The sequence below is a fragment of the Micromonospora sp. WMMD967 genome (assembly GCF_029626165.1).
Classification (GTDB): Bacteria; Actinomycetota; Actinomycetes; order Mycobacteriales; family Micromonosporaceae; genus Micromonospora; species Micromonospora taraxaci.
Genome location: NZ_JARUBK010000001.1, coordinates 3,365,029 through 3,385,852, shown reverse-complemented (window position 1 = coordinate 3,385,852; position 20,824 = coordinate 3,365,029). Strand labels below are relative to the sequence as shown.

Genomic DNA, 20,824 nt, shown 5'->3' with positions numbered 1-20,824 from the left:
CCTTCCGGCGTTACCGCTGGCCGTGGGCGGGAACCCCGGAAGCTGACGAGGGAGGATGCTCATGACGTCAACTTCGGGGCCGACCGCCGCGTGGCGGCCCGGCACACAGGGTGGCGACCTGCTTCCGTCCGGGCCGGCCGGCCGCCTGTCGACGCCGGCCGGTGACGGCCACGGGCCGGAGGCCGGTCCGCCGACCGTGACGATCGGCTCGTACCCGGACTATCCGGCCGCGCAGCGGGTCGTCGACTACCTGGCCGACAACCGTTTCCCGGTGGAACACAGCGCCATCGTCGGCACGAACCTCACGCTGGTGGAGACGGTGCTCGGGCGGATGACCACCGGCCGCGCCGGCCTGCTCGGCGCGGGCACCGGCGCCTGGTTCGGGCTTTTCATCGGTCTGCTGTTCGGCATCTTCACCGTCGGCAACTGGTTGGCGGTGATCCTGGTCGGACTGGTCATCGGCGCGATCTGGGGTGCCGTGTTCGGCGCGGTCGCCCACGCCATGACCGGCGGACAGCGCGACTTCACCTCGGCCAGCTCGCTGCGCGCCGGCCAGTACGCGGTGATCGTCGACGCGCAGCTCGCCGACCAGGCCCGTCAGCTGTTGGCCCGGATGCAGGTGCCGGGCGCGAACGCCCGCTGAGCCACGACCTGACGACCGCCCGTCCCGGCAGCGCTCGGGGCGGGCGGCCGTTCAGTCGTGGTACGCCAGCTCCCCGGCGCGGATGTCGACGGCGACCCGGTTCTCCGGCGGTGCGAGCGGGCAGGCCCAGCGGTCGTCATAGGCGCAGCTCGGGTTGTAGAGGTAGTTGCCGTCCAGCCGGACCCGGTCGCCGGGCAGCAGCTCGACGCCCCGGCCGAAGGTGCCCTTCACGGTGTCGGTGAGGTACCGCCCGCCCCCGTAGGTGTCCTGCCCGCAGGTGCCGTCGCGCACCGGGACGAACAGTCCACCCCCGTACGCGTCGATCCACCACAGGGTCAGCGGTCCCCACGGCGTCTCGGCCACCGCCACCCGCCGGTACGCGACCACCCCGTCCGGGCCGCCGGTGTCGATCCGCAGCTCGCCGTCGGCCGGCCGCAGTGGCGCCTCCACCACGGCGTCCGGATTGGCGGGGAAGTAGCGGACCCCGGTGAAGTCGGCGCGCTCCGCGGGCGGGATGGGACTCTGCGGGTGGGTGGCGAACAGTTCGTCGCGCTGCGCCCGGAACCCGGTCAGGTCGACGTCGGACAGGTACAGCCGGGCCACCCGCTCCCGCCAGTCGGCCAGCTCAAGATGATCCACGCCGTCGAGCCTATGTCGTGGCGGCGGGGCCGCTCACCGGGACGGCCAGTTGCTCAGCACGGCGTCGAGGGCGTCCAACGTGCGGGTCCACGAGTCGTCGGTCGGACGGGGGGTGTGCCGGAAGCCGCCGGTCTTCTCCAGGCTGACGAACCCGTGGAACGTGCTGTGCATCATCCGCACCGCGTCGGTCTGGTCGGGCTCGGCGAGGCGGTAGCCGCGCAGGATGGCCCGGGTCATCTCCGCGTGCCGGGGGCCGGCGCTCGCCATGGCGGTCTCCGGGTCGAGGTCGATCTGCATCGCGGCGTACCGGCCGGGGTGCTGCCTCGCGTAGTCCCGGTACGCGTTGGCGAAGGCCACCAGCGCGTCCTTGCCGGCGCGTCCGGCGAGGGCGGTGGCGACCCGGTCGGCCAGTTCCACCAGGGCCAGGAGGGCGATCCGGACGCGCAGGTCCCGCGCGTTCTTGATGTGGAAGTACAGGCTCGCGTCCTTGACGCCGAAGTGGCGTGCGAGTGCGGCGACCGTCACGTTCTCCACGCCCACCTCGTCGGCCAGCTCGGCGGCGGCCAGCGTGAGGCGCTCGGCGGTAACCCCGGCACGTGCCATGCGGCACACTCCCAACCTATCCCTAATAATCACTTGCCTAGGGGGGCTAGGCTACTACCTATGTTGGTCCTGACCGAATCCGTCATCCGCTCATCCTTCGTCAACTGCAGTCGGGGCGAGGCGAAGCGGCTGGCCGTACCCAATGATCTTGATATGCGTCCGTGGGACGACCTCGACTTTCTCGGCTGGCGGGACCCGTCCGCGCCACAGCGGGCCTACCTGGTGGCCGAGACCGACGACGGGCTGGCCGGGGTGGTGCTGCGGGCTGCCACGCACCAGACGGGGCGCGTGCGGCACAGCATGTGCTCGTTCTGCCTGACCACCCACCTGGGCGGAGGCGTCTCGTTGATGACCGCCCCCAAGGCCGGCCCGAGCGGGCGGCAGGGTGATTCCGTCGGCACCTACCTGTGCTCCGACCTGGCCTGCTCGCTCTACCTGCGGGGCAAGAAGCACGCCGGGCCCCCCGCGCCCGAGCCTCTGCCCCTGCCGGAGCGGATCGACCGCGTGCGGAGCGCCCTCGCGACATTCCTCTCCAAGGTCACCGACTGACGGGTCGAGGCGAGCGGCGCGGGCCGCGCCCTAGCGGTCGGTGGCCAGGCGGGCGTGCAGGTGCTCGTCGTAGCGGCGGCCGTCGCCGTAGCGGTACGACTCGCGCAGCGTGCCCTCGGCCCGGTAGCCGGCCCGGTCGGCCACCCGGCAGGAGGCCGGGTTGGCCACCGCGTGACACAACTCCACGCGGTGCAGCCCGAGGTCGGCGAACGCCCAGTCGGTGAGCCGCAGGACGGCGCGGCCCGCCACCTGACGCCCTCGGGCGGCGGGCACCGTCCAGTAGCCGATGGACGCGTCGCCGTCGTGGATGCGGTGCAGCGACACCGACCCGAGCAGGCCGCCGTCGACTGCCGAGGTCACCGCCATCGAGGCGTGGTCCCCGGCCGACCAGTCGGCGCGACGGCGCACCCAGGACAGCGCGACCTCATCGTCGATCGGGCCGCCGCCCTGCGGGTTCCACTGGGCGATCGCCGGGTCGCGCAGGGCGTCGCGCACCGCCGGGGCGTCCTCGTCCCGCCAGGGACGAAGCAACAGGTCGTCGGTGGTGAGGTGTACGTGTTCCACGAGGCCGGAGTCTGACACATCGCGTACCGGCCGCGCCGCCGCATTGTCGGCCACTTACTTCAAAGCTGCACTAAACACCTGCCGTACGCCGCAAAGGTGACCCAGGCAACGCGGGAGAACACTAGTTAAATTTTGAACTAGTGCTATCGTCGACCGCATGACCGAGAGCCTGGACAGCACCCGAGAGGCCGCCTGGCGGGCCTACATCGAGGCCAGCCAGCGTCTCTACACCCAGCTGGAAGAAGACCTGCGCGCCGAGAGCGACCTCAGCTTCGCCGACTACCACGTGCTGGTCCTGCTCTCCGAGGCACCGGGGCAGCGACTGCGGATGGGTGAGCTGGCCAATCGACTCATCTTCTCGCCGAGCCGACTGACCTACCAGATCTCCTCGATGCAGCGCCGCGGCATGGTCAGCAAGGAGCCCTGCCCGGACGACCGACGCGGCAGCGAGGCGGTCCTCACCGCCGCCGGGCTGCTCGCACTTCGGGACGCCGCACCGCACCACCTGGCGTCGGTGCGCACCCACCTGATGGACGACCTCGACGACGCCGAGGTCGCCTGCCTCACCCGGGTCTTCGGCCGGATCGGTGACCGCCTGCGGGCGTCCCGGTCCGGTTCGACCACCCATGCCACGAGCTAGGAGCATTCGATGCCCGCGATCACCGTCGACAACGTTCTCGTCCTCCCCCGCCTGCCCCAGCTGGAGGAGTCCACCACCTTCCGTCCGGTCCGCACGGTGACCACCGCGCCCAGCGGCTTCGAGGGCGAGGGCTTCCCGGTCCGTCGCGCCTTCGCCGGGGTGTCGACCACCGACCTGGACCCGTTCATCCACCTCGACCAGATGGGCGAGGTCGACTACGCGCCGGGTGAGCCGAAAGGAACACCGTGGCACCCGCACCGGGGCTTCGAGACGGTCACCTACATCATCGACGGCGTCTTCGACCACCAGGACTCGCACGGCGGTGGCGGCACCATCACCGACGGCGACACCCAGTGGATGACGGCGGGCAGTGGTCTGCTGCACATCGAGGCGCCGCCGGAGCACCTGGTGATGAGCGGCGGCCTCTTCCACGGCACCCAGCTCTGGGTCAACCTGCCCCGCTCGGCCAAGATGAACCCGCCCCGCTACCAGGACATCCGGGGCGGCGAGTCGGCGCTGCTCACCACGCCCGACGGTGGCGCACTGATCCGGGTCATCGCCGGTGAGATCGCCGGGCACCGCGGCCCGGGTTCGACCTTCACCCCGATCACCATCACGCACGTCACCGTGCAGCCGGGGGCTCAGGTCGACCTGCCCTGGCAGCCCGAGTTCAACGCCCTGGTGTACGTGCTCGGCGGGCGCGGCACGGTCGGCACCGACCGGCGGCCGGTGCGTACCGGGCAGCTCGCGGTGCACGGTCCGGGTGACGCGCTGCGATTCAGCGCCGACGTCGCACAGGACAGCAACACCCCGGCCCTCGACCTCTACATCATGGGAGGTCAGCCGATCCGGGAGCCGGTGGCACAGTACGGCCCGTTCGTGATGAACACCCGGGACGAGCTGATCCAGGCCTTCGAGGACTTCCAGGCCGGCCGTCTCGGCGTGATCCCCAGCGAGCGGCTGCCGCACACCGGGGGCCAGGGCACCCGGCCCTGACGAGGGGCCCGTGCCACTGTCGTCAGGGCCGCCCTGACGGCAGGTCACCACTGCGATCGGCGCCGACGCTCCGCATCACCGGCGGGGCGTCGGCGCCGCCTCAGGAGACCGCGAATATCCCGGCGACGCCCAGAATCACCATCAGCAACACCGCTACCAGCGCACCCCGTTCGCTCTCCACCGCCGGCTCGCGGTCCTCGGTCACGGGATTCGTCGTGTCGCGGGGCATGGTGTGGCCTCCTCGGCTGTCGTCGCGTCGCTCTTCGATGGCGTTGACCAGGTCACTGGTCAGTCGGCCTGGCGTGCGCACCGGGGTCGCTCGTCCTACCGTGAGGACGTAGCCGACCTCCAGGGGGGCTGGACGGTGCCGTTGCAGGACTGGTTTCTCACCGCTGAGGAACGCGCCAACCCGGTGTCTGGGTTACCCGTCTGGACCACGGGAAACCTCGCTGAGCCGTTGATTCACGGTGCCGCGTACTTCGACCGGCTGGTCGACGAGGTGCAGGCCCTGGGCCCCGGTGACCACCTGTTCTTCACGGACTGGCGGGGTGACCCGGACCAGCGGCTGCGCCCGGACGGCCCGACCGTGGCCCAACTCTTCGCCCAGGCCGCCCAGCGCGGCGTGGTGGTCAAGGGGCTGATCTGGCGCTCACATCTCGACGTGCTGGCCTACAGCGAGGCGGAGAACCGCGACCTCAGCGAGACGATCTCGGCAGCCGGCGGCGAGGTGCTGCTCGACCAGCGGGTCCGGCGCGGCGGTTCGCATCACCAGAAGCTCGTGGTGTTGCGGCACCCGGACGCACCGGAACGGGACATCGCGTTCGCCGGCGGGATCGACCTGTGCCACAGCCGCCGCGACGACGCCGATCACCACGGCGACCCGCAACCGGTGCAGATGTCCCCCCGCTACGGGCCGACCCCGCCCTGGCACGACATCCAGCTCGCGGTACGCGGTCCGGTGGTCGGCGCGTTGGACACGCTGTTCCGGGAACGCTGGACCGACCCGATGCCGCTGGACTCGGAGAACCCGATGGCCTACCTACGGGACCGGCTGCGCGGCTCGGACCTGCGCCCGGACCCGCTGCCCGAGCAACCGGCCGATCCACCGCCCTGCGGGCCGCACAAGATCCAGGTGCTGCGCACCTACCCCGCCGTCCGCCCTCGCTACTCGTTCGCGCCCGACGGCGAGCGGACCGTGGCCCGGGGTTACACCAAGGCGGTACGCCGCGCCCGTCGACTCATCTACCTGGAGGACCAGTACCTCTGGTCCGCCGAGGTCGCCGACCTGTTCGCGCACGCGCTGCGGGACAACCCGGATCTGCACCTGGTCGCCGTGGTGCCGCGATACCCGGACGTGGACGGCCGGTTGGCGCTGCCACCGAACATGGTCGGGAGGGAGCAGGCGCTGTCGCTGTGCGAGCGGGCCGCACCGGACCGGGTGCACGTCTTCGACGTGGAGAACCGCTCCGGTGACCCGGTCTACGTGCACGCCAAGGTGTGTGTCGTCGACGACGTGTGGGCCAGCGTGGGCAGCGACAACTTCAACCGCCGGTCCTGGACGCACGACAGCGAGTTGTCCTGCGCCGTGCTCGACGAGACCCGCGACCAGCGGGAGCCCACCGATCCCGCGGGTCAGGGAGACGGCGCTCGGGTCTTCGCCCGGGACGTGCGGCTACGGCTCTGGCGCGAGCACCTGGATCGTGACCCGGACGGCGCGGACGACGCCGACCTGCTCGACCCGGCGGACGCCGTCGCGGCCGTCACCGCCGCCGCCGACGCGCTCCAGCAGTGGTACGACGGCGGTCAGGTGGGCGAACGACCGCCCGGACGGCTGCGCCCGCACCGCCCCGAGCGGCTGCCGTGGTTCACCAGGGCCTGGGCGTTGCCGGTGTACCGGCTGGTCTACGACCCGGACGGCAGGCCACTGCGGGCGAGGCTGGCCGGCACCTGGTGAACGGGTCGGGCCGGCTCCGGCGCGGCGACCGGGTGCACTGTCAACCCGCCGGGGTAGGCGAACGAGGAACGCGGCGAGTAGTAGCCGAAGCCGATGGTCAGCGGGTTGGCCGGGCGGAGCGCGTACATCGGGTGCCCCGGTTGGAGGAACTCCACCGACTCGATCTCGAACGGGGCGACCGGCTCGGCGACGAACGGGTACGCCGAGCTGAGGAGCTGGCCGTCGCGCCGGGTGAAGTAGCGGTGGTGCCCACTGCTGATCACGTGACCGGTCTCGCCCACCCGGCAGCGCGCCCGGATCAAGGGGGTCCCGTCGATCTCCGTCTCGGAGAGCAGGTCCTCGCCGCTGACCTCGATCCTGGTTCGCCCGGAGAGCACCGGGGCGCCACGGGCGGCAGCGTACTCACGGACCCGCCGACTGGAGGCCACGTAGTGGCTCCACCAGCCTCCCGGGTTGAGGCCACCGGGGGCGTCCACGCCCACCAGTGAGACCCCGAGGTAGGTCAGCGAGTACGCGCCGAAGCCGGAGGTCTGTGTCTCGTCATCCACGACGTACTGGTTGAGGAACACCTGACGGTCGGGGCGAGGGCACAGCCCCGGCGGAACCAGTGCGGCGACCGCGTCCGGGTCCGCCGGCAGCCAGCTGAAGTAGAGCGTTCGACTGTTCACGACGAGCTGGGGAGCGGCTGGATCGAGCACGGTGCCTCCGAACCGGGTGTGTAAGGCGACGCTACGGCCGGTCCCGCCAGCGGGACAACGACGGATAGGCGACACTCCTGCCCTGATGTCGGATTTCGTGTTGACCGGTTGGCGCGGGACGACGGCCGGTCGGTCAGGCCGGACGGATGACCGGGTGGCGAAGCACAGCCGCAGAACGGGTAAGGATCCTCACAGCCAGACCGCATAATGCCGGATTTATGCCTTTTGTTACTCGACACACCTTAAGTACATCAGCCTTTCGGCTAGATTTCTGCGAGACGATCAGGTTAAGGTGACTCCCGAACGGCCCATCGAAAGCTAAACCAAAGAGTCACACCTTTTTTGTCCGCGGACGAGGTGCAGGGAGGACCACCCATGACCGCGCCAACGATCACTGAGCAGCCGAGCTCCGCCGTCAAGGCACCCGCGAAGCTTGACCCGCGCGCTCTCACCGACAGCGCCGCCGACCTGCTCAACGCCATGGCAGCGCTGCCCGCCAACCACCCGTCGCGCGCCGCCCTGCGGGACCGCGCGATCGAGGCCTGGCTGCCGCTGGCGAACCACCTGGCCCACCGCTACAGCGGGCGCGGCGAGCCGACCGACGACCTGGCCCAGACCGCCGCGGTCGGCCTGATCAAGGCCATCGACAAGTTCGACCCCTCGCGTGGTGTCGACTTCGCCGGCTACGCGATCCCCACCATCATCGGCGAGCTCAAGCGGCACTTCCGGGACCGCACCTGGGACATCCGCGTGCCGCGTCGGCTCCAGGAGCTGCGGCTGGCCATCTCCGACGCCAACAGCTCGCTCCTGCAGACCCTCGGCCGCTCGCCGACGGTCGCCGACATCGCCGCCCACCTCAAGCTCACCGAGGAAGAGGTCCTGGAGGGCCTGGAGGGCGCCCGCGCGTACAACGCGGTGTCGCTGTCCACCCCGACCGGCGACGGCGAGCGGGCCACCGAGCTGGGCGATATGCTCGGCGGCGAGGACAACGAGTTCGAGCTGGCCGAGCTGCGGGTCGCCCTCGGCCCGGCGTTGGCCACCCTCGACGAGCGCGAGCAGAAGATCCTCACGCTGCGCTTCTACGGCAACCTGACGCAGTCGCAGATCGCCGACCAGATCGGTGTCTCGCAGATGCACGTCTCCCGCCTGCTGACCCGTGCGCTGACCAAGCTGCGCGGCCAGCTGGACGGCACCTACTGAGCACCTGACGACGGAGAGGGCCGGGTCCGTGGACCCGGCCCTCTCCTTCTGTTCGTACTGTCACGTGAGCGTGACAGTACGTACGGGACGGTGCGGTCAGTTTCCCGCCGGCTCCCGCCACATCGGCCAGAACGGCGTACCGTCGGGCACCCGGAACGGCTCCCCGGCCAGGTAGCCGTGCTTCGCGTACAGGTCCCGGCTGCGCGGGCTGCTCGCCTCCAGGTACGCGGGCATCCCGTTGGCGTCCAGCCAGGCGTGGTGGTGCCGCATCAGGGCGCTCCCCAACCCCTGCCCCTGCCGGTCCGGCCGGGTCGCCAGGAAGGCCAGGTGGTGGTGGTCCGGGTGCGGGTGGTGCGCCGCGAACAGCTCGTCGAGGTGCTGGAACCGGTCGGTCCACTCACCGCAGGCGGCGGCCAGTCGGGCGTCGTAGTCCGCGGGCGGCGGCGCCGGCTCACCGACCGACGGGAACCAGACCGCGACCGACGCCCGGTCCTCGGTGGCGTGCACCATGCCGTGCCGCATGGCGTGGCCGACCAGGATCTCGAAGTCCCCGGCCAGCACGGCCTCCCGCTTGCTCGCGTCGGGCACCAGCCAGTACGTCACCTCCAGCACGGTGAACGCCTCGGCGATCCGACCCGCCACGAGAGCGGTCTCCTCCGGCCCGAGCCGCTCGATGACCACGCTCATCGGGTCGCCTCCGCGGTGGGTTGCGCCGACGGCGCGACGACGGCGGCGCTGCTCGCCGCGCCCAGGCCGATGCGGGCGTACGTGTCGGGACGGTTGCCGCGCAGCACCAGCCCCCAGCCGATGCCCAGGAGGGCGGCCACCGGGTACACGGCCGGCAACGCCCACCGCAGGGTGGAGTCCGGCGCGACGCCGAGCAGGTTGGCGAAGTTCGACACCGCCAGCCAGATGATCACAACGAGCGCCACGGTGGCCAGGCCGGGCGCGACGACCCGCCGCCAGACGTTCTCGCCACCGGCGGATCGGGCGAAGTAGGCGATCACGGCAACCGAGGTGGTGGCGATCAGCAGCAGTACGCCGAACCCGCCGGTGGTGCCTCCCCAGAAGAACAGCTGGACCACCGGGTCCCAGCCGTTGATCGCGTACACCAGGATGACCACCAGGCCGAGGGCGCTCTGCGCCAGCGAGGCCGCCCGGGGCGCCCCGGAGCGGGCCGAGGTCTGCCCGAACACGGTGGGCAGCACCCGCTCCCGGCCGAGCGCGAACGTGTAGCGGGCCGTGGTGTTGTGGAACGAGATCATCGCGGCGAGCACGGAGGTCAGGAAGAGCACCTGCCCGATGGTGACCACGGTGTCGCCGAGATGTGCGGCAGCCAGGTTGAAGATCAGCCCCACGCTCTGCTCTCCGGCCTCGGCGACGATCCTGTCCGGCCCCACGGCGACCGTCATGGTCCAGGACGACAGCGCGTACAGCCCGGCGATGATCGCCACCGAGAGGTACGTCGCGAGCGGCACGGTCCGCTTGGGGTCCTTGCTCTCCTCGCTGAAGACCACGGCGGACTCGAAGCCGACGAAGCCCAGGATCGCCAGCACCAGCACCGCGCCGACTCCCGGCACGAAGAGGTTGTCCGGCGAGAAGCCCGCGAAGCTGACCTGGTCGTTGGCGGGGTTGCCGATCTGCCCCAGGTCGAACACGAGGATCACCACGATCTCGGCGACCAGCAGCGCGGCCAGGACCAGACCGTTGATGTCCACCCGGAGCAGACCGAGCAGGCCGACCAACGCCCACGCCACCAGGGCCACGACCGCCCAGTGCGGGTGCCCACCGAAGATCCGGTCCAGCACCGGCTCGGCTGCCGCGCCGATGGTGCCGTACAGCCCGACCTGTAGCGCGTTGTACGCGATCAACGCGACCCAGGCGGCGCCCACGCCCGCCGGGCGGCCGAGACCTCGGGAGATGTAGGCGTAGAAGGCGCCGGCGTTCTCCACCCGCCGCGACATCGCCACGTAGCCCACCGAGAACAGGGCGAGCACGGCGGCGACCAGCAGGAAGGCCAGCGGGATGCCGGTCACCCCGATGACGCCGTAGCCGGTGGTGACGACACCGGCCACCACGGTCAGCGGCGCGGCCGCGGAGAGCACGAAGAAGATCACCGTGGGGATGCCGAGGCGGCCTCGGGCCAGGGCATCGGAGACGTTGCTGGGTCGGTCGACTGTCGATGTCGGGGGCATACGACTACTCCGGTCGTCGAGGGGGAGGGTAGGGGGTTACCGGGGAAATCAGGGGATGCCGCGCAGCACGGCGGCGCCGACGGCGGCCTCGGTGTGCCCGACCAGTTCCTTCAGCGGCGCCGGCAGCGCGGGGATGAGGACGTTCAACCGGTGGTGGGCGCGCGGGCCGGCGCTCCACAGCACCTCGCGGGTCAGCCCGGCGGCCGCCACGAGGCCGAGCAGCAACGCGTCCGGCACGTTCGGCGGGTCGGGCCGGTCCAGCAGTGCGCGAAGCCGGGTTGCCGGCCAGGCCACCGCGTTGAGGTCGATCGGCAGGTAGGTGACCGAGGTGCGCAGCAACCGGCGGCTCTCCTGGCGGCGCAGCACGCCGGCACGGGCCAGCCGCTCCCCCACCGAGGTCGTCGCGGTCTGCGCCAGGAAGCTGAGCCAGGTCCGCAGTTCCTGGTGCTGGGGCTCGCCGATCAGTTGGTCGAGCACCGTGTGCGCCAGCGCGTCCGCCGGCGGGCGTCGGTCGATGACGGTGACCTGCCCGGCCGACACGGTGATGTGTCCGTAGAGGAGCAACTCGCCGAGCAGCCCGCTGGCCAACCCAAGCCCGGTCGCCGCCGGGTGCAGCTTGGCCTTGCCACGACTGTCGTTGTGTGCGATCAGGAAGAACTCGTCGGCGATGAGCAACGGCCCTCCCGCACAGGTGTGTCCACAGTGATCGCGACCGGGAAAGGATGCACCGAGAGCTATTGCAACGCAACTCCCAGATTTGAAAGTTGCACTCCGTGCAGGCGCGACCTGCGGATCTTGGTCTGTCAGACTCGGACAGTGACCGCCACCCCCACCAACCGACCCGCCGCCAGCCCGACCGTGCGCCGCAGACGCATCGCCCGGGAGCTTCGCCAGCTCCGGGAACGCGCGGGCATGACCCTCGACGTGGCCGCCCGCCAGCTCGACATGTCGAAGAGCAACCTCTCCCGGATCGAGACCGCGCAGATCGGGATCAAACCGCGCGACGTCCGGGCCGCCCTCGCCCTCTACGAGGTGACCGGCTCGGACGCGGAGGCCCTGATCGAGATCGCCCGAGGGGCACAGCAACGCGGCTGGTGGCAGAACTACAGCGACGTGCTGCCCGAGTGGTTCGAGTTCTACGTGGGGCTGGAGGCCGAGGCGGCGGCGCTGCGCACGTACGAGGCCGAGTCGGTGCCGGGGCTGCTGCAGACCGAGGCGTACGCCCGGGAGATCTTCCGCCGCACTGCCGGCGAGGACGGCCTGGAGCGCAAGGTCGCGGCCCGGCTGCACCGGCAGGAGGTCCTGCGCCGCGAGAACCCGGTCCAGCTCTCGGTGGTGCTCAACGAGGCGGTGCTGCTGCGCCCGGTCGGCGGCCCCGCGGTGATGGCCGAACAGTTGGTCCACATGAGCCGGATCGCGCAGTTACCGAACGTAATAATTCAGGTACTTCCTTTCGCGGCCGGCGGCCACCCCGCGATGAGCACCCCGTACGTGATCCTCAACTTCGCCGACGCCGGCGACGCGTCCGTGGTTTACCTGGATAACCTCACGATGGGACTGGCTCTGGAGGAGGCCGACCAGGTGCTCGGGTATAGCCTTCTGCACGAGGAGCTGTGCCGGATGGCGCTCGATCCGACGGCGTCCTTGACCCGTCTTGAGCATGCTTCTCGTAACTTTGCGTGACCGCTTCGGTGGCACGCCGACGCAGACGAGAGGTACCCCGGATGACGGCGCACGACCTGACCCGAGCGGCTTGGCGCACCAGCACGCGCAGCAGTGGCAACGGCAACTGCGTGGAGGTCGCGACAGCCGACGGTCAGATCGCCGTACGCGACAGCAAGGACCGTTCCGGTCCGGTGCTCGCCTTCGGCCCGGCCGCCTGGCGGGCCTTCGTGTCCGGCGTGAGCGAGGTCCGTCGCCGCTGAGGCGTCTGCGCCGGTGCGAGACTGGGCCGTGCTCTCCGACGTAACAGTGGACCTGCCGGTACGCCCCGTGCTGCCGGCGCTGGTCGCGGCACTCGAAACGGCCGGCACCGGCGTGCTGGTGGCACCGCCGGGCACCGGCAAGACCACCCTCGCGCCGCTGGCCGTCGCCGACCGGGTCACCGGTCGGGTGGTGATCGCCCAACCCCGCCGGGTGGCGGCCCGCGCCGCCGCCCGACGGATGGCCGAGCTGCTCGGCGAGCGGGTGGGCGAACGCGTCGGCTACGCGGTCCGCGGCGAACGCCGGGTCGGGCCGGACACCCGGGTGGAGGTGGTCACCACCGGCCTCCTGCTGCGGCGGCTGCACCACGACCCGGAGCTGCCCGGCACGGGCGCCGTGCTGCTCGACGAGTGCCACGAACGACAACTCGACGCCGACCTCGCGTTGGCCTTCACCGTGGAGGCGCGGGCCACCCTCCGGCCGGACCTGTGGTTGCTGGCGATGTCCGCCACCCCGGACACCGACCGGTTCGCCGCGCTGCTCGGCGGGCCCACACCGGCCCCGGTCGTACGGGCCGACTCGGCTCTGCACCCGGTCACGCGGATCTGGTCGCCGCCGGCGCGCCCGATCGCCCCACCCGGGGCCGGGCCGGTGGACCGGGCGCTGCTGGACCACGTGGCCGCCACCATCCGGCGCGCGCTGCGCGAGCGCGACGGAGACGTGTTGGTCTTCCTGCCCGGGGCCGGCGAGATCGCCGCGGTCACCGGCCGGCTGGCCGACCTGCGCGACGCTGTCGCGCTGCTGCCGTTGCACGGTCGGCAGCGCGGCGCCGAGCAGGACGCCGCCCTGCGTCCGGCTGATCGACGCCGGGTGGTGCTGGCCACCGCCCTGGCCGAGACCAGCCTGACCGTCCCGGGCGTGCGGGTCGTGGTGGATGCGGGTCTGTCCCGGGTGCCCCGCATCGACCTGGCCCGAGGGTTGGGCGCGCTGGTCACAGTGCCGGTCTCCCGGGCCGCCGCCACCCAACGGGCGGGCCGGGCCGGCCGGGAGGCTCCCGGGTACGTCTACCGGTGCTGGTCGGCGGCGACCCACGAGCGACTGCCGGCACGGCCCGAGCCGGAGATCGCCACCGCCGACCTCAGTGGCTTCGCGCTGGAGCTGGCCGCCTGGGGGCGGCCGGACGGTGTCGGGCTGGCGCTGCCCGACCCGCCACCGGCCGCCGCGATGGCGGTGGCCCGGGACACGCTGCGCACCCTGGGCGCTGTCGACGCCGAGGGGAGGATCACCGCCCGGGGACGCGCGATCGCCGCTGCCGGAGCGCATCCCCGGCTGGCCCGGGCGCTGCTCGACGGCGCCGGTCGGGTCGGCGCCGACCGGGCGGCCGAGGTGGTCGCCCTGCTCGCCGAGGAGAGCACGGCCGGCCCCGGCGACGACCTGGGGGCCGGCTGGCGTCGGCTGCGCGCCGGTGTCGACGCGGGCGCGACCGCCCGCTGGCGCACCGAGGTACGACGGCTACGCGCCGCGCTGCCCACCGAGGGCACCGCGGGTGACAGCCGATCCGGAGCCGGTGCCGCGAGCCGGGGCACCGCGCTGAGCGACGATCTCGCCGCCGGGCTGCTCGTCGGTCTGGCGTACCCGGAACGGTTGGCCCGGGTGCGGCGGCCGGGCGGGTCGGCGTACCTGATGACCGGCGGGACCGCCGCGGACCTGGCGGCCGGCTCGGGGCTGGCCGGTGCCGACTGGCTGGCGGTGGCCGTCGCGGACCGCACGCCCGGCGCGTCGGCGGCGCGGATCCGCCGGGCCGCGCCGGTGGACGAGGCGACGGCCCGGGAGGCGGCCGGCCCGCTGCTGCGCACCGATCGGGAGGTGGGCTGGTCCGACGGGGACGTGGTGGCGCGGGAGGTGACCCGCCTGGGCGCGATCGAGCTGGTCCAGCGGAGGCTGGAGCGGCCGGACCGGGCCGAGGTGGCCGCGGCGTTGCTGACCGGCTTCCGTCAGGAGGGCCTGGGGCTGCTGACCTGGACGCCGGCGGCGCGGGCGCTGCGCGAGCGGTTGGCGTTCCTCCGGCACCACCTGGGCGACCCGTGGCCGGACGTCGGCGACGCGGCGCTGGTCGACGCGGCACCCACCTGGTTGGGGCCGGAGTTGGCGGCCGCCCGGCGTCGCGCCGATCTGGCGCGGGCGGACGTGACGTCGGCGCTACGCCGACTGCTGCCCTGGGCGCAGGCGGCCCGACTGGACGAGGTGGCCCCGGAGCGGATCGAGGTGCCCAGCGGTTCACGGATCCGGGTGGACTACACCGACCCGGCCGCGCCGGTGCTCGCTGTGAAACTCCAGGAGACGTTCGGCTGGTCGGTGGCGCCACGCGTCGGCGACGGGCGGGTGCCGGTGCTGCTGCACCTGCTCTCCCCCGCCGGCCGTCCGGTGGCGGTCACCGCCGATCTGCCCTCGTTCTGGCGCACCGGCTATCCGCAGGTCCGTTCCGAGTTGCGCGGACGCTATCCACGGCACCCGTGGCCGGAGGACCCGGGCACGGCGACGCCCACGCGGCACGCCACCCCGCGCCGGCGCTGACCGTCGCCCCTACTCCTCCGACACGTCGGCCACCGCCACCGTGACGTTGTCCGGTGCGCCGGCGTGCAGTGCCAGGTCGATGAGCTTGCCGACGCACTCCGAACGGTCCGGGTAACCGCTGAGCACCTCGGTGAGGGTGTCCGGGCGGACGACGTTGGAGAGACCGTCGCTGCACAGCAACCACCGGTCGCCGGCCCGGGGCACCATCGTCGCGTACGACGGGGAGACCTCGTCGCCCTGCAACGCCTGGGTGACCACGGCGCGTCGCGGGTGGCTGCTGGCCTGGTCCGGGGTGATCACGCCCTGGTCGACCAGCATCTGGACGAACGTGTCGTCCCGGGTGACCTGCTTGAGCACACCGTCGCGGAACAGGTAGGCCCGGGAGTCACCGACGTGGGCGAGGGCCAGGCAGCTGCCGGTACGGGCGAAGAGCAGGGCGGTCAGTGTGGTGCCCATGCCCTGACGCTCGGGGTCCTCGGCGACCGCCTGCCGGATGCGGGAGGTGGCCAGGGCGATGGCGCCTTCGAGCGCGGCGACCAGGGCGTCCTCGGGTGTCTCCACGTCCAGCGGGGCGACGGCGTCGATGGTGAGGGCGCTGGCCAGGTCGCCGGCGGCCATTCCGCCCATGCCGTCGGCGACGGCGACGAGCCAGGTGCCGGCGTGCAGGGCGTCCTGGTTTCCGCTGCGGATCAGCCCACGGTCGCTCGTTCCCACGGAACGCAGCTTCAGGGTCATGGGAGGCAGCCTGCCAGGCGAAGGGCGCAGTTGTCTCTAGGAGATCAGGACGACGGCGCGTGGCGCGGCCAATCTCACGTCTTGGTGACGCGGCGTGCGGGTGCGCCGCCGCGCCCGACCGCCCATGTCGGATGCCACAACCCATCCAACCGGATCAATTGACATCGTCTACCGACGCTGGAAACATCGAGCCGATATTGGGAGCGCTCCCAGCTTCTTGTCGCCACCACCGTCCCGTTTCCGTCCCGGAAGGACTCCCCGTGACGTCATCCCGACGCCGCCTCCTGTTGGCAGCGGCGACCACTCTGGCCCTCACCGGCGCGGGCGCCGGCGCGGCCCACGCCGACCCACCACCGGACGCCCCCGAGCAGATCGACAACGGCGACTTCAGCGAAGGGGTGAGCCCCTGGTTCTCCTTCGGCACCGGCGCGCTCGCGGTCACCGACGGGCAGCTCTGCACCACCGTCGCAGGCGGCCTGGCCAACCCGTGGGACGCCGGCATCGGCCAGGACGGCGTGCCGCTGATCGCCGGCGCCGAATACACCCTCGGCTTCTCCGTATCCGCCACACCCGGCGCCGCCGTCAAGGCGGTGCTGCAGCTCGGTAGCGCCCCCTACACCACGTACGCGGCCGTCGACGCCGCCGCGACCGGCACCCTCCAGCGGGTCGAGCAGACCTTCACCGTGCCGGACGACAACCCCAACGCCCAACTGATCTTCCAGGTCGGTGGTGCCGCCCAGGCGCAGACCATCTGCCTGGACGACGTCTCGCTGCGCGGCGGCGAGCCGCCCGAGCCGTACGTGCCGGACACCGGGCCACGGGTCCGCGTCAACCAGGTCGGCTACCTGCCCGGCGGTCCGAAGAACGCCACTGTCGTCACCGAGGCCACCACGGCGCTGCCCTGGCAGTTGCGCTCCGCCGCCGGTGCCGTCGTGGCCAGCGGCACCACTACCGCCCGCGGTGTCGACGCCGCTTCCGGGCAGAACGTGCACACCGTCGACTTCTCCAGCTACCGCACCCCGGCCAGTGGGCTCACGCTCACCGTGGACGGCGAGACCAGCCACCCGTTCGACATCTCCGGCACGCTCTACGACCAGCTGCGTTCCGACTCGTTGCAGTTCTTCTACGCCCAGCGCAGCGGCATCGCCATCGACGGTGACCTGATCGGCGACGAGTACGCGCGCCCCGCCGGTCACCTCGGCGTGGCACCCAACCAGGGCGACACCAGCGTGCCCTGCCAGCCGGGCGTCTGCGACTACTCGCTGGACGTGCGCGGCGGCTGGTACGACGCCGGCGACCACGGCAAGTACGTGGTCAACGGCGGCATCGCCACCTACCAGCTGCTGAGCACCTTCGAGCGGACCAAGACGGCCGCCACCGCCGACGGCGGCGCGGCGCTGGGCGACAGCACCCTGCGGGTGCCCGAGCGCGGCAACGGCGTACCGGACATCCTCGACGAGGCCCGCTGGGAGCTGGAGTTCCTGCTGCGCATGCAGGTGCCGGCCGGCAAGCCGCTCGCCGGGATGGTCCACCACAAGATCCACGACCAGAACTGGACCGGGCTGCCGCTCGCCCCGCAGGACGACCCGCAGCCGCGCGAGCTGCACCCGCCGTCGACAGCCGCCACCCTCAACATGGCCGCCACCGCCGCCCAGTGCGCGCGCCTGTTCGCCCCCTACGACGCGGCGTTCGCGAACCGTTGCGCCACCGCGGCGAAGACCGCCTACAGCGCGGCCAAGGCCAACCCCGCGGTGTACGCCAGCCCGACCGACGGCACCGGCGGTGGCGCCTACGACGACAGCAACGTCACCGACGAGTTCTACTGGGCGGCGGCCGAGCTGTACCTGACCACCGGGGCGCAGATCTACCTGGCCGACCTGACCGCATCTCCGCACCACACCGGCAACGTGTTCGAGCCGCGCGGCTTCAGCTGGCAGAGCGTCGCCGCGTTGGGCCGTCTCGACCTGGCCACCGTGCCGAACGGGCTGCCCGCCGCCGACCTGGCCCGGGTTCGCGCCTCGGTCACCACGGCCGCCGACGCGTACCTCGCCGAGCTGCGGCGGCAGGCGTACGGGCTGCCGATGCCCGGTGACGCCGACAGCTACTTCTGGGGTGGCAACGGCAACGTCATCAACAACGCCGTCGTGCTGGCCACCGCGTTCGACCTGACCCGCAACCCCGTCTACCGCGACGGTGCCGTGCAGGCGATGGACTACATCCTCGGTCGCAACGCGCTGAACATCTCCTACGTCACCGGTTGGGGCGAGCACGCCGCGCAGAACCAGCACAGTCGCATCTTCGGCCACCAGCTCGACCCGAGCATGCCCCGGCCGCCGGCCGGCTCCCTCGCCGGTGGTCCGAACGCGGCCCTCCAGGACCCGTTCGTGGCGAAGCTGCTGGCCGGCTGCGAGCCGATGTTCTGCTACGTCGACGACATCAACTCGTACTCGACGAACGAGGTCGCGATCAACTGGAACTCGGCGCTGACCTGGATCGCCTCGTTCCTGGCCGACCAGGGTGACTCCGGCGCGGTGCCGGCCACCACCTGCTCGGTGGCCTACACCAACTACGGCGCCTGGCAGGGCGGCACCGGGTTCACCGCCCAGCTGACCATCCGCAACACCGGCGCCACGGCCGTCAACGGGTGGAGCGTGCGGTTCGCGTTCACCGGCGACCAGCGGGTACGCGAGGCGTGGCTGGCGAAGGTCACCCAGTCCGGCGCGACGGTGACCGCACGAAACGAGTCGCACAACGCCAAGATCGCGCCGGGTGGTTCGGTGATGTTCGGCTTCAACGCGACGACCACCGGGGGCGCCAACCCGAGCCCCGGCCTGGTGACCGTCAACGGCGCGGCCTGCTCGCTGAGCTGACGTCTTCCTGGGTGGCCGCCTTCCCCCGGGGCGGCCACCCAGGGCCCTAGACGTGTACCGCGTTGTATGCGGCGACCAGACCCGGCAGGTCGTCGAGCGAGTCGATGCGGAACAGGCACTGCTCAGCCACGGCCGGGAGGTCCAGGATGTGCCCCCACGGCGAGCGCCGGATCAGGCAGGCCTTCATCCCGGCCGCCAGGGCCGGACGTGCGTCGTTGTCCGGCCGGTCGCCGACGTACAGGATCGACGACGCGTCGCCGCCGCCCTCGATGACGACCCGCTCGAAGAAGGCGGCCGACGGTTTCGCCACACCCCAACCGTGCGACGTGCCGATCACGTCCACGGAGAGGTCGAGAGCGCGCAGGGTCGCCTCGGCGTGGGCCGGCTGGTTACCGGCCAGGCCCACCAACAGACCCTGGTCCCGCAACGCGGTCAGGCACCCGCGCGCGTCCGGGTAGAGGTCCTCCGCACCGAACGTCTCCGGCTGACCGGCGTTCGCCCGACGATCGAGCTCGGCCGCGAGATCGAAGTCGGGGCGGAAGGTTCGGAACGTCTCCTGGTAGTCCTGCCCTCGGGCGATCACCGCACCGAAGACCGCCGAGAACGTGTGTCGGGGAACGCCGAGCCAGTCCGCCCATGCCGCGAACTCGCGGGACTCGTCCAGAATCGTTCCGCCGACATCGAAGAAGACCGCATTGATCATCCTTGACCCCCGTCATGACGCAGTGCCGGGCGGAGCATAAATGGCCATCGACTCCCGCGCTGCCCGCTCCCCGCTGCGGGCTGCGGGCTGCGGGCTGCGGGCTGCGGGCTGCGGGCTGCGGGCTGCTCATGCAGTTCTTGTGTCGGGTGCTTTCGAGCTGATGTCGTAGACGATTCACCAACCGCGCGCGCCAAACCCGGTGGAACCGTCGCTCCGGGTGGGCCATGGTGGGGGCCATGGACGACGGTGATCTGACCGCGGCGGAACGTCGTGTGTGGGCGGCGATGCCTGCGGGATCGCGGGCCGCACTGGCCGGGCTGTCCGGCGCGGATCTGCGCAGCCTGCTGTTGGGCGTGGCCCGCGACCGGTCGGCGATGGTGCGTCCGTCCGAGCTGGTACGCCGTTGGCACGAGGACCGGTTCGTCCGCCCGGCCGGCGCGGATCCGCGCCTACTCGTTCGGGTGGAGGCCCGGATGTGGCAACTGCTGCCCTCCGACGTCGCCGGGGTGGAGTTGTCGCCGGTCGTGCCGGTGGGCGCCTGCTCGGCGGTCGCGCCGGGCAGCCAGAACAGGATCGTCACCACGATGCGGGCCAGCGAGGTGCTGAGCGACCCCACCAACGCCCTCGCGATCGAGGCCGCCGTGCGTCGCCGTCGACAGGACGAGGTGCACCTGGCCGCCGCCCATCGTGTGCTGCGGGCACAGGATTTCGGCAGCGGCACGTCGTCGCACTTCCGGCTCTTCGCCCTGGTGTCCAGCGCCCGGGACACCGGTTCGGGCAGCACCCAGGCCCGCCTGCTGATCCGGCATCTCACCTACTGGCAGACGGTCCTCGCCGAGCTGGTGCCGGCGGCCACGCCGCGGCTGCACGTCACGACCCTCGACGACGATGCCGTCCGGGAACGGCTCGCGGACACCGTCCGACCGGTGCTCGACGAGGGCGCCGTGCCGCTCGTGGACGAGCCGGAGCGCACGCGCGGTCGCGGCTACTACACCGGTTGCGCCATACGGATCAGCCTCCTCGACGGTGACCTGGAGATCGGCGACGGCGGCCTCACCGACTGGACCGCCCGATTGAGCGGCGACGCCAAGGAGCGCTGCCTCATCTCCTGCCTCGCGACCGAACGCCTCGCCGGCCAGGTGGCCCAGTGAGGCCGAGATCGTACGGTGCCCGCGCTCGGATCTCAGTGCCCGCTGCGCCTTCCCCTACTGACCGTCCTCGGGACCGGGAGCGATCCCCACACCCCCCATGACCATGGGTGGAAAGAGCGTCCAGAGGCCCTTCGAATCGCTGCGCGGCAGTGTCCGCGCAGGCCGCGAAAGTGTCGTACACCTGTTC

Annotated in this window: 21 protein-coding genes; 11 read left to right on the top strand and 10 right to left on the bottom strand. The window is 71.9% G+C overall.

The window, feature by feature from the left end; genetic code table 11:
- Positions 1-61 precede the first annotated feature (61 nt).
- Entirely contained in the window at positions 62-643 is a 582-nt protein-coding gene (locus tag O7631_RS15795) for a general stress protein (protein ID WP_278144907.1), read from the top strand.
- A 51-nt stretch (positions 644-694) separates the two neighbouring features.
- Here the strand turns inward: O7631_RS15795 and O7631_RS15790 are convergent, their stop codons facing one another.
- Both O7631_RS15790 and O7631_RS15785 read right to left on the bottom strand, forming a co-directional pair.
- A complete protein-coding gene (locus tag O7631_RS15790; protein ID WP_278144906.1) occupies positions 695-1,282 on the bottom strand; it encodes a DUF1684 domain-containing protein in 588 nt (195 codons plus the stop codon).
- Positions 1,283-1,315: 33 nt separating this feature from the next.
- A complete protein-coding gene (locus O7631_RS15785; RefSeq protein ID WP_278144905.1) occupies positions 1,316-1,885 on the bottom strand; it encodes a TetR/AcrR family transcriptional regulator in 570 nt (189 codons plus the stop codon).
- A 60-nt stretch (positions 1,886-1,945) separates the two neighbouring features.
- On the opposite strand from O7631_RS15785, the gene O7631_RS15780 reads away from it, so the two are divergent.
- Complete coding sequence (locus O7631_RS15780; RefSeq protein WP_278144904.1) at positions 1,946-2,434, top strand: FBP domain-containing protein; 489 nt, start codon at positions 1,946-1,948, stop codon at positions 2,432-2,434.
- 30 nt (positions 2,435-2,464) lie between these two features.
- Here the strand turns inward: O7631_RS15780 and O7631_RS15775 are convergent, their stop codons facing one another.
- A complete protein-coding gene (locus tag O7631_RS15775) occupies positions 2,465-2,998 on the bottom strand; it encodes a GNAT family protein (RefSeq protein ID WP_278144903.1) in 534 nt (177 codons plus the stop codon).
- A 157-nt stretch (positions 2,999-3,155) separates the two neighbouring features.
- Between O7631_RS15775 and O7631_RS15770 the strand changes: the two genes are divergently transcribed.
- Both O7631_RS15770 and O7631_RS15765 read left to right on the top strand, forming a co-directional pair.
- Entirely contained in the window at positions 3,156-3,638 is a 483-nt protein-coding gene (locus O7631_RS15770) for a MarR family transcriptional regulator (RefSeq protein ID WP_278144902.1), read from the top strand.
- A 9-nt stretch (positions 3,639-3,647) separates the two neighbouring features.
- On the top strand, positions 3,648-4,634 hold the full coding sequence (locus tag O7631_RS15765) for a pirin family protein (protein ID WP_145784053.1): 987 nt from the start codon (positions 3,648-3,650) through the stop codon (positions 4,632-4,634).
- A gap of 100 nt (positions 4,635-4,734) precedes the next feature.
- Here O7631_RS15765 and O7631_RS15760 read toward each other — a convergent pair whose 3' ends face one another.
- Positions 4,735-4,944 carry a hypothetical protein gene (locus O7631_RS15760; RefSeq protein WP_278148100.1) on the bottom strand — a complete coding sequence of 70 codons (210 nt, stop codon included), beginning with the start codon at positions 4,942-4,944 and terminating at the stop codon, positions 4,735-4,737.
- A 54-nt stretch (positions 4,945-4,998) separates the two neighbouring features.
- Between O7631_RS15760 and O7631_RS15755 the strand changes: the two genes are divergently transcribed.
- The gene (locus tag O7631_RS15755; RefSeq protein ID WP_278144901.1) at positions 4,999-6,588 is read left to right on the top strand and encodes a phospholipase D-like domain-containing protein; all 1,590 of its coding nucleotides are present in this window, start codon (positions 4,999-5,001) and stop codon (positions 6,586-6,588) included.
- Here O7631_RS15755 and O7631_RS15750 read toward each other — a convergent pair.
- Entirely contained in the window at positions 6,537-7,256 is a 720-nt protein-coding gene (locus O7631_RS15750) for a hypothetical protein (protein ID WP_278144900.1), read from the bottom strand. The two genes, O7631_RS15755 and O7631_RS15750, sit on opposite strands and share 52 nt — an antisense overlap.
- 405 nt (positions 7,257-7,661) lie before the next feature.
- On the opposite strand from O7631_RS15750, the gene O7631_RS15745 reads away from it, so the two are divergent.
- Entirely contained in the window at positions 7,662-8,486 is an 825-nt protein-coding gene (locus tag O7631_RS15745; RefSeq protein WP_278144899.1) for a SigB/SigF/SigG family RNA polymerase sigma factor, read from the top strand.
- A 96-nt stretch (positions 8,487-8,582) separates the two neighbouring features.
- On the opposite strand, the gene O7631_RS15740 is transcribed toward O7631_RS15745, so the two are convergent.
- The 3 genes from O7631_RS15740 to O7631_RS15730 are packed head-to-tail and all read right to left on the bottom strand — an operon-like array spanning position 8,583 to position 11,356.
- Positions 8,583-9,173, bottom strand: a complete 591-nt coding sequence (locus O7631_RS15740) for a GNAT family N-acetyltransferase (protein WP_278144898.1) — start codon at positions 9,171-9,173, stop codon at positions 8,583-8,585.
- A complete protein-coding gene (locus O7631_RS15735; RefSeq protein WP_278144897.1) occupies positions 9,170-10,681 on the bottom strand; it encodes an APC family permease in 1,512 nt (503 codons plus the stop codon). The genes O7631_RS15740 and O7631_RS15735 overlap by 4 nt, the downstream gene beginning before the upstream one ends.
- Positions 10,682-10,729: 48 nt before the next feature.
- Complete coding sequence (locus tag O7631_RS15730) at positions 10,730-11,356, bottom strand: GPP34 family phosphoprotein (protein ID WP_278144896.1); 627 nt, start codon at positions 11,354-11,356, stop codon at positions 10,730-10,732.
- 183 nt (positions 11,357-11,539) lie between these two features.
- On the opposite strand from O7631_RS15730, the gene O7631_RS15725 reads away from it, so the two are divergent.
- From O7631_RS15725 to hrpB, 3 genes are read left to right on the top strand one after another with little or no spacing between them, the layout of a single operon-like run.
- A complete protein-coding gene (locus tag O7631_RS15725) occupies positions 11,540-12,364 on the top strand; it encodes a helix-turn-helix transcriptional regulator (protein WP_278147949.1) in 825 nt (274 codons plus the stop codon).
- Between the two features lie 41 nt (positions 12,365-12,405).
- On the top strand, positions 12,406-12,606 hold the full coding sequence (locus O7631_RS15720; RefSeq protein WP_088990465.1) for a DUF397 domain-containing protein: 201 nt from the start codon (positions 12,406-12,408) through the stop codon (positions 12,604-12,606).
- A gap of 28 nt (positions 12,607-12,634) precedes the next feature.
- Entirely contained in the window at positions 12,635-15,178 is a 2,544-nt protein-coding gene (hrpB, locus tag O7631_RS15715; RefSeq protein ID WP_278147948.1) for an ATP-dependent helicase HrpB, read from the top strand.
- Positions 15,179-15,187: 9 nt separating this feature from the next.
- Here hrpB and O7631_RS15710 read toward each other — a convergent pair whose 3' ends face one another.
- A complete protein-coding gene (locus O7631_RS15710) occupies positions 15,188-15,913 on the bottom strand; it encodes a protein phosphatase 2C domain-containing protein (protein ID WP_269680024.1) in 726 nt (241 codons plus the stop codon).
- A 260-nt stretch (positions 15,914-16,173) separates the two neighbouring features.
- On the opposite strand from O7631_RS15710, the gene O7631_RS15705 reads away from it, so the two are divergent.
- Positions 16,174-18,783 (top strand): glycoside hydrolase family 9 protein, encoded by a 2,610-nt coding sequence (locus tag O7631_RS15705; protein WP_278144895.1) that lies wholly within the window; start codon positions 16,174-16,176, stop codon positions 18,781-18,783.
- A gap of 46 nt (positions 18,784-18,829) precedes the next feature.
- On the opposite strand, the gene O7631_RS15700 is transcribed toward O7631_RS15705, so the two are convergent.
- Entirely contained in the window at positions 18,830-19,486 is a 657-nt protein-coding gene (locus O7631_RS15700) for an HAD family hydrolase (protein ID WP_278144894.1), read from the bottom strand.
- A 236-nt stretch (positions 19,487-19,722) separates the two neighbouring features.
- Here O7631_RS15700 and O7631_RS15695 point away from each other — a divergent pair, with 236 nt between their 5' ends.
- Positions 19,723-20,637: a hypothetical protein gene (locus O7631_RS15695; RefSeq protein ID WP_278144893.1), complete on the top strand. Its 915-nt coding sequence runs from the start codon at positions 19,723-19,725 to the stop codon at positions 20,635-20,637.
- Positions 20,638-20,824 lie beyond the last annotated feature (187 nt).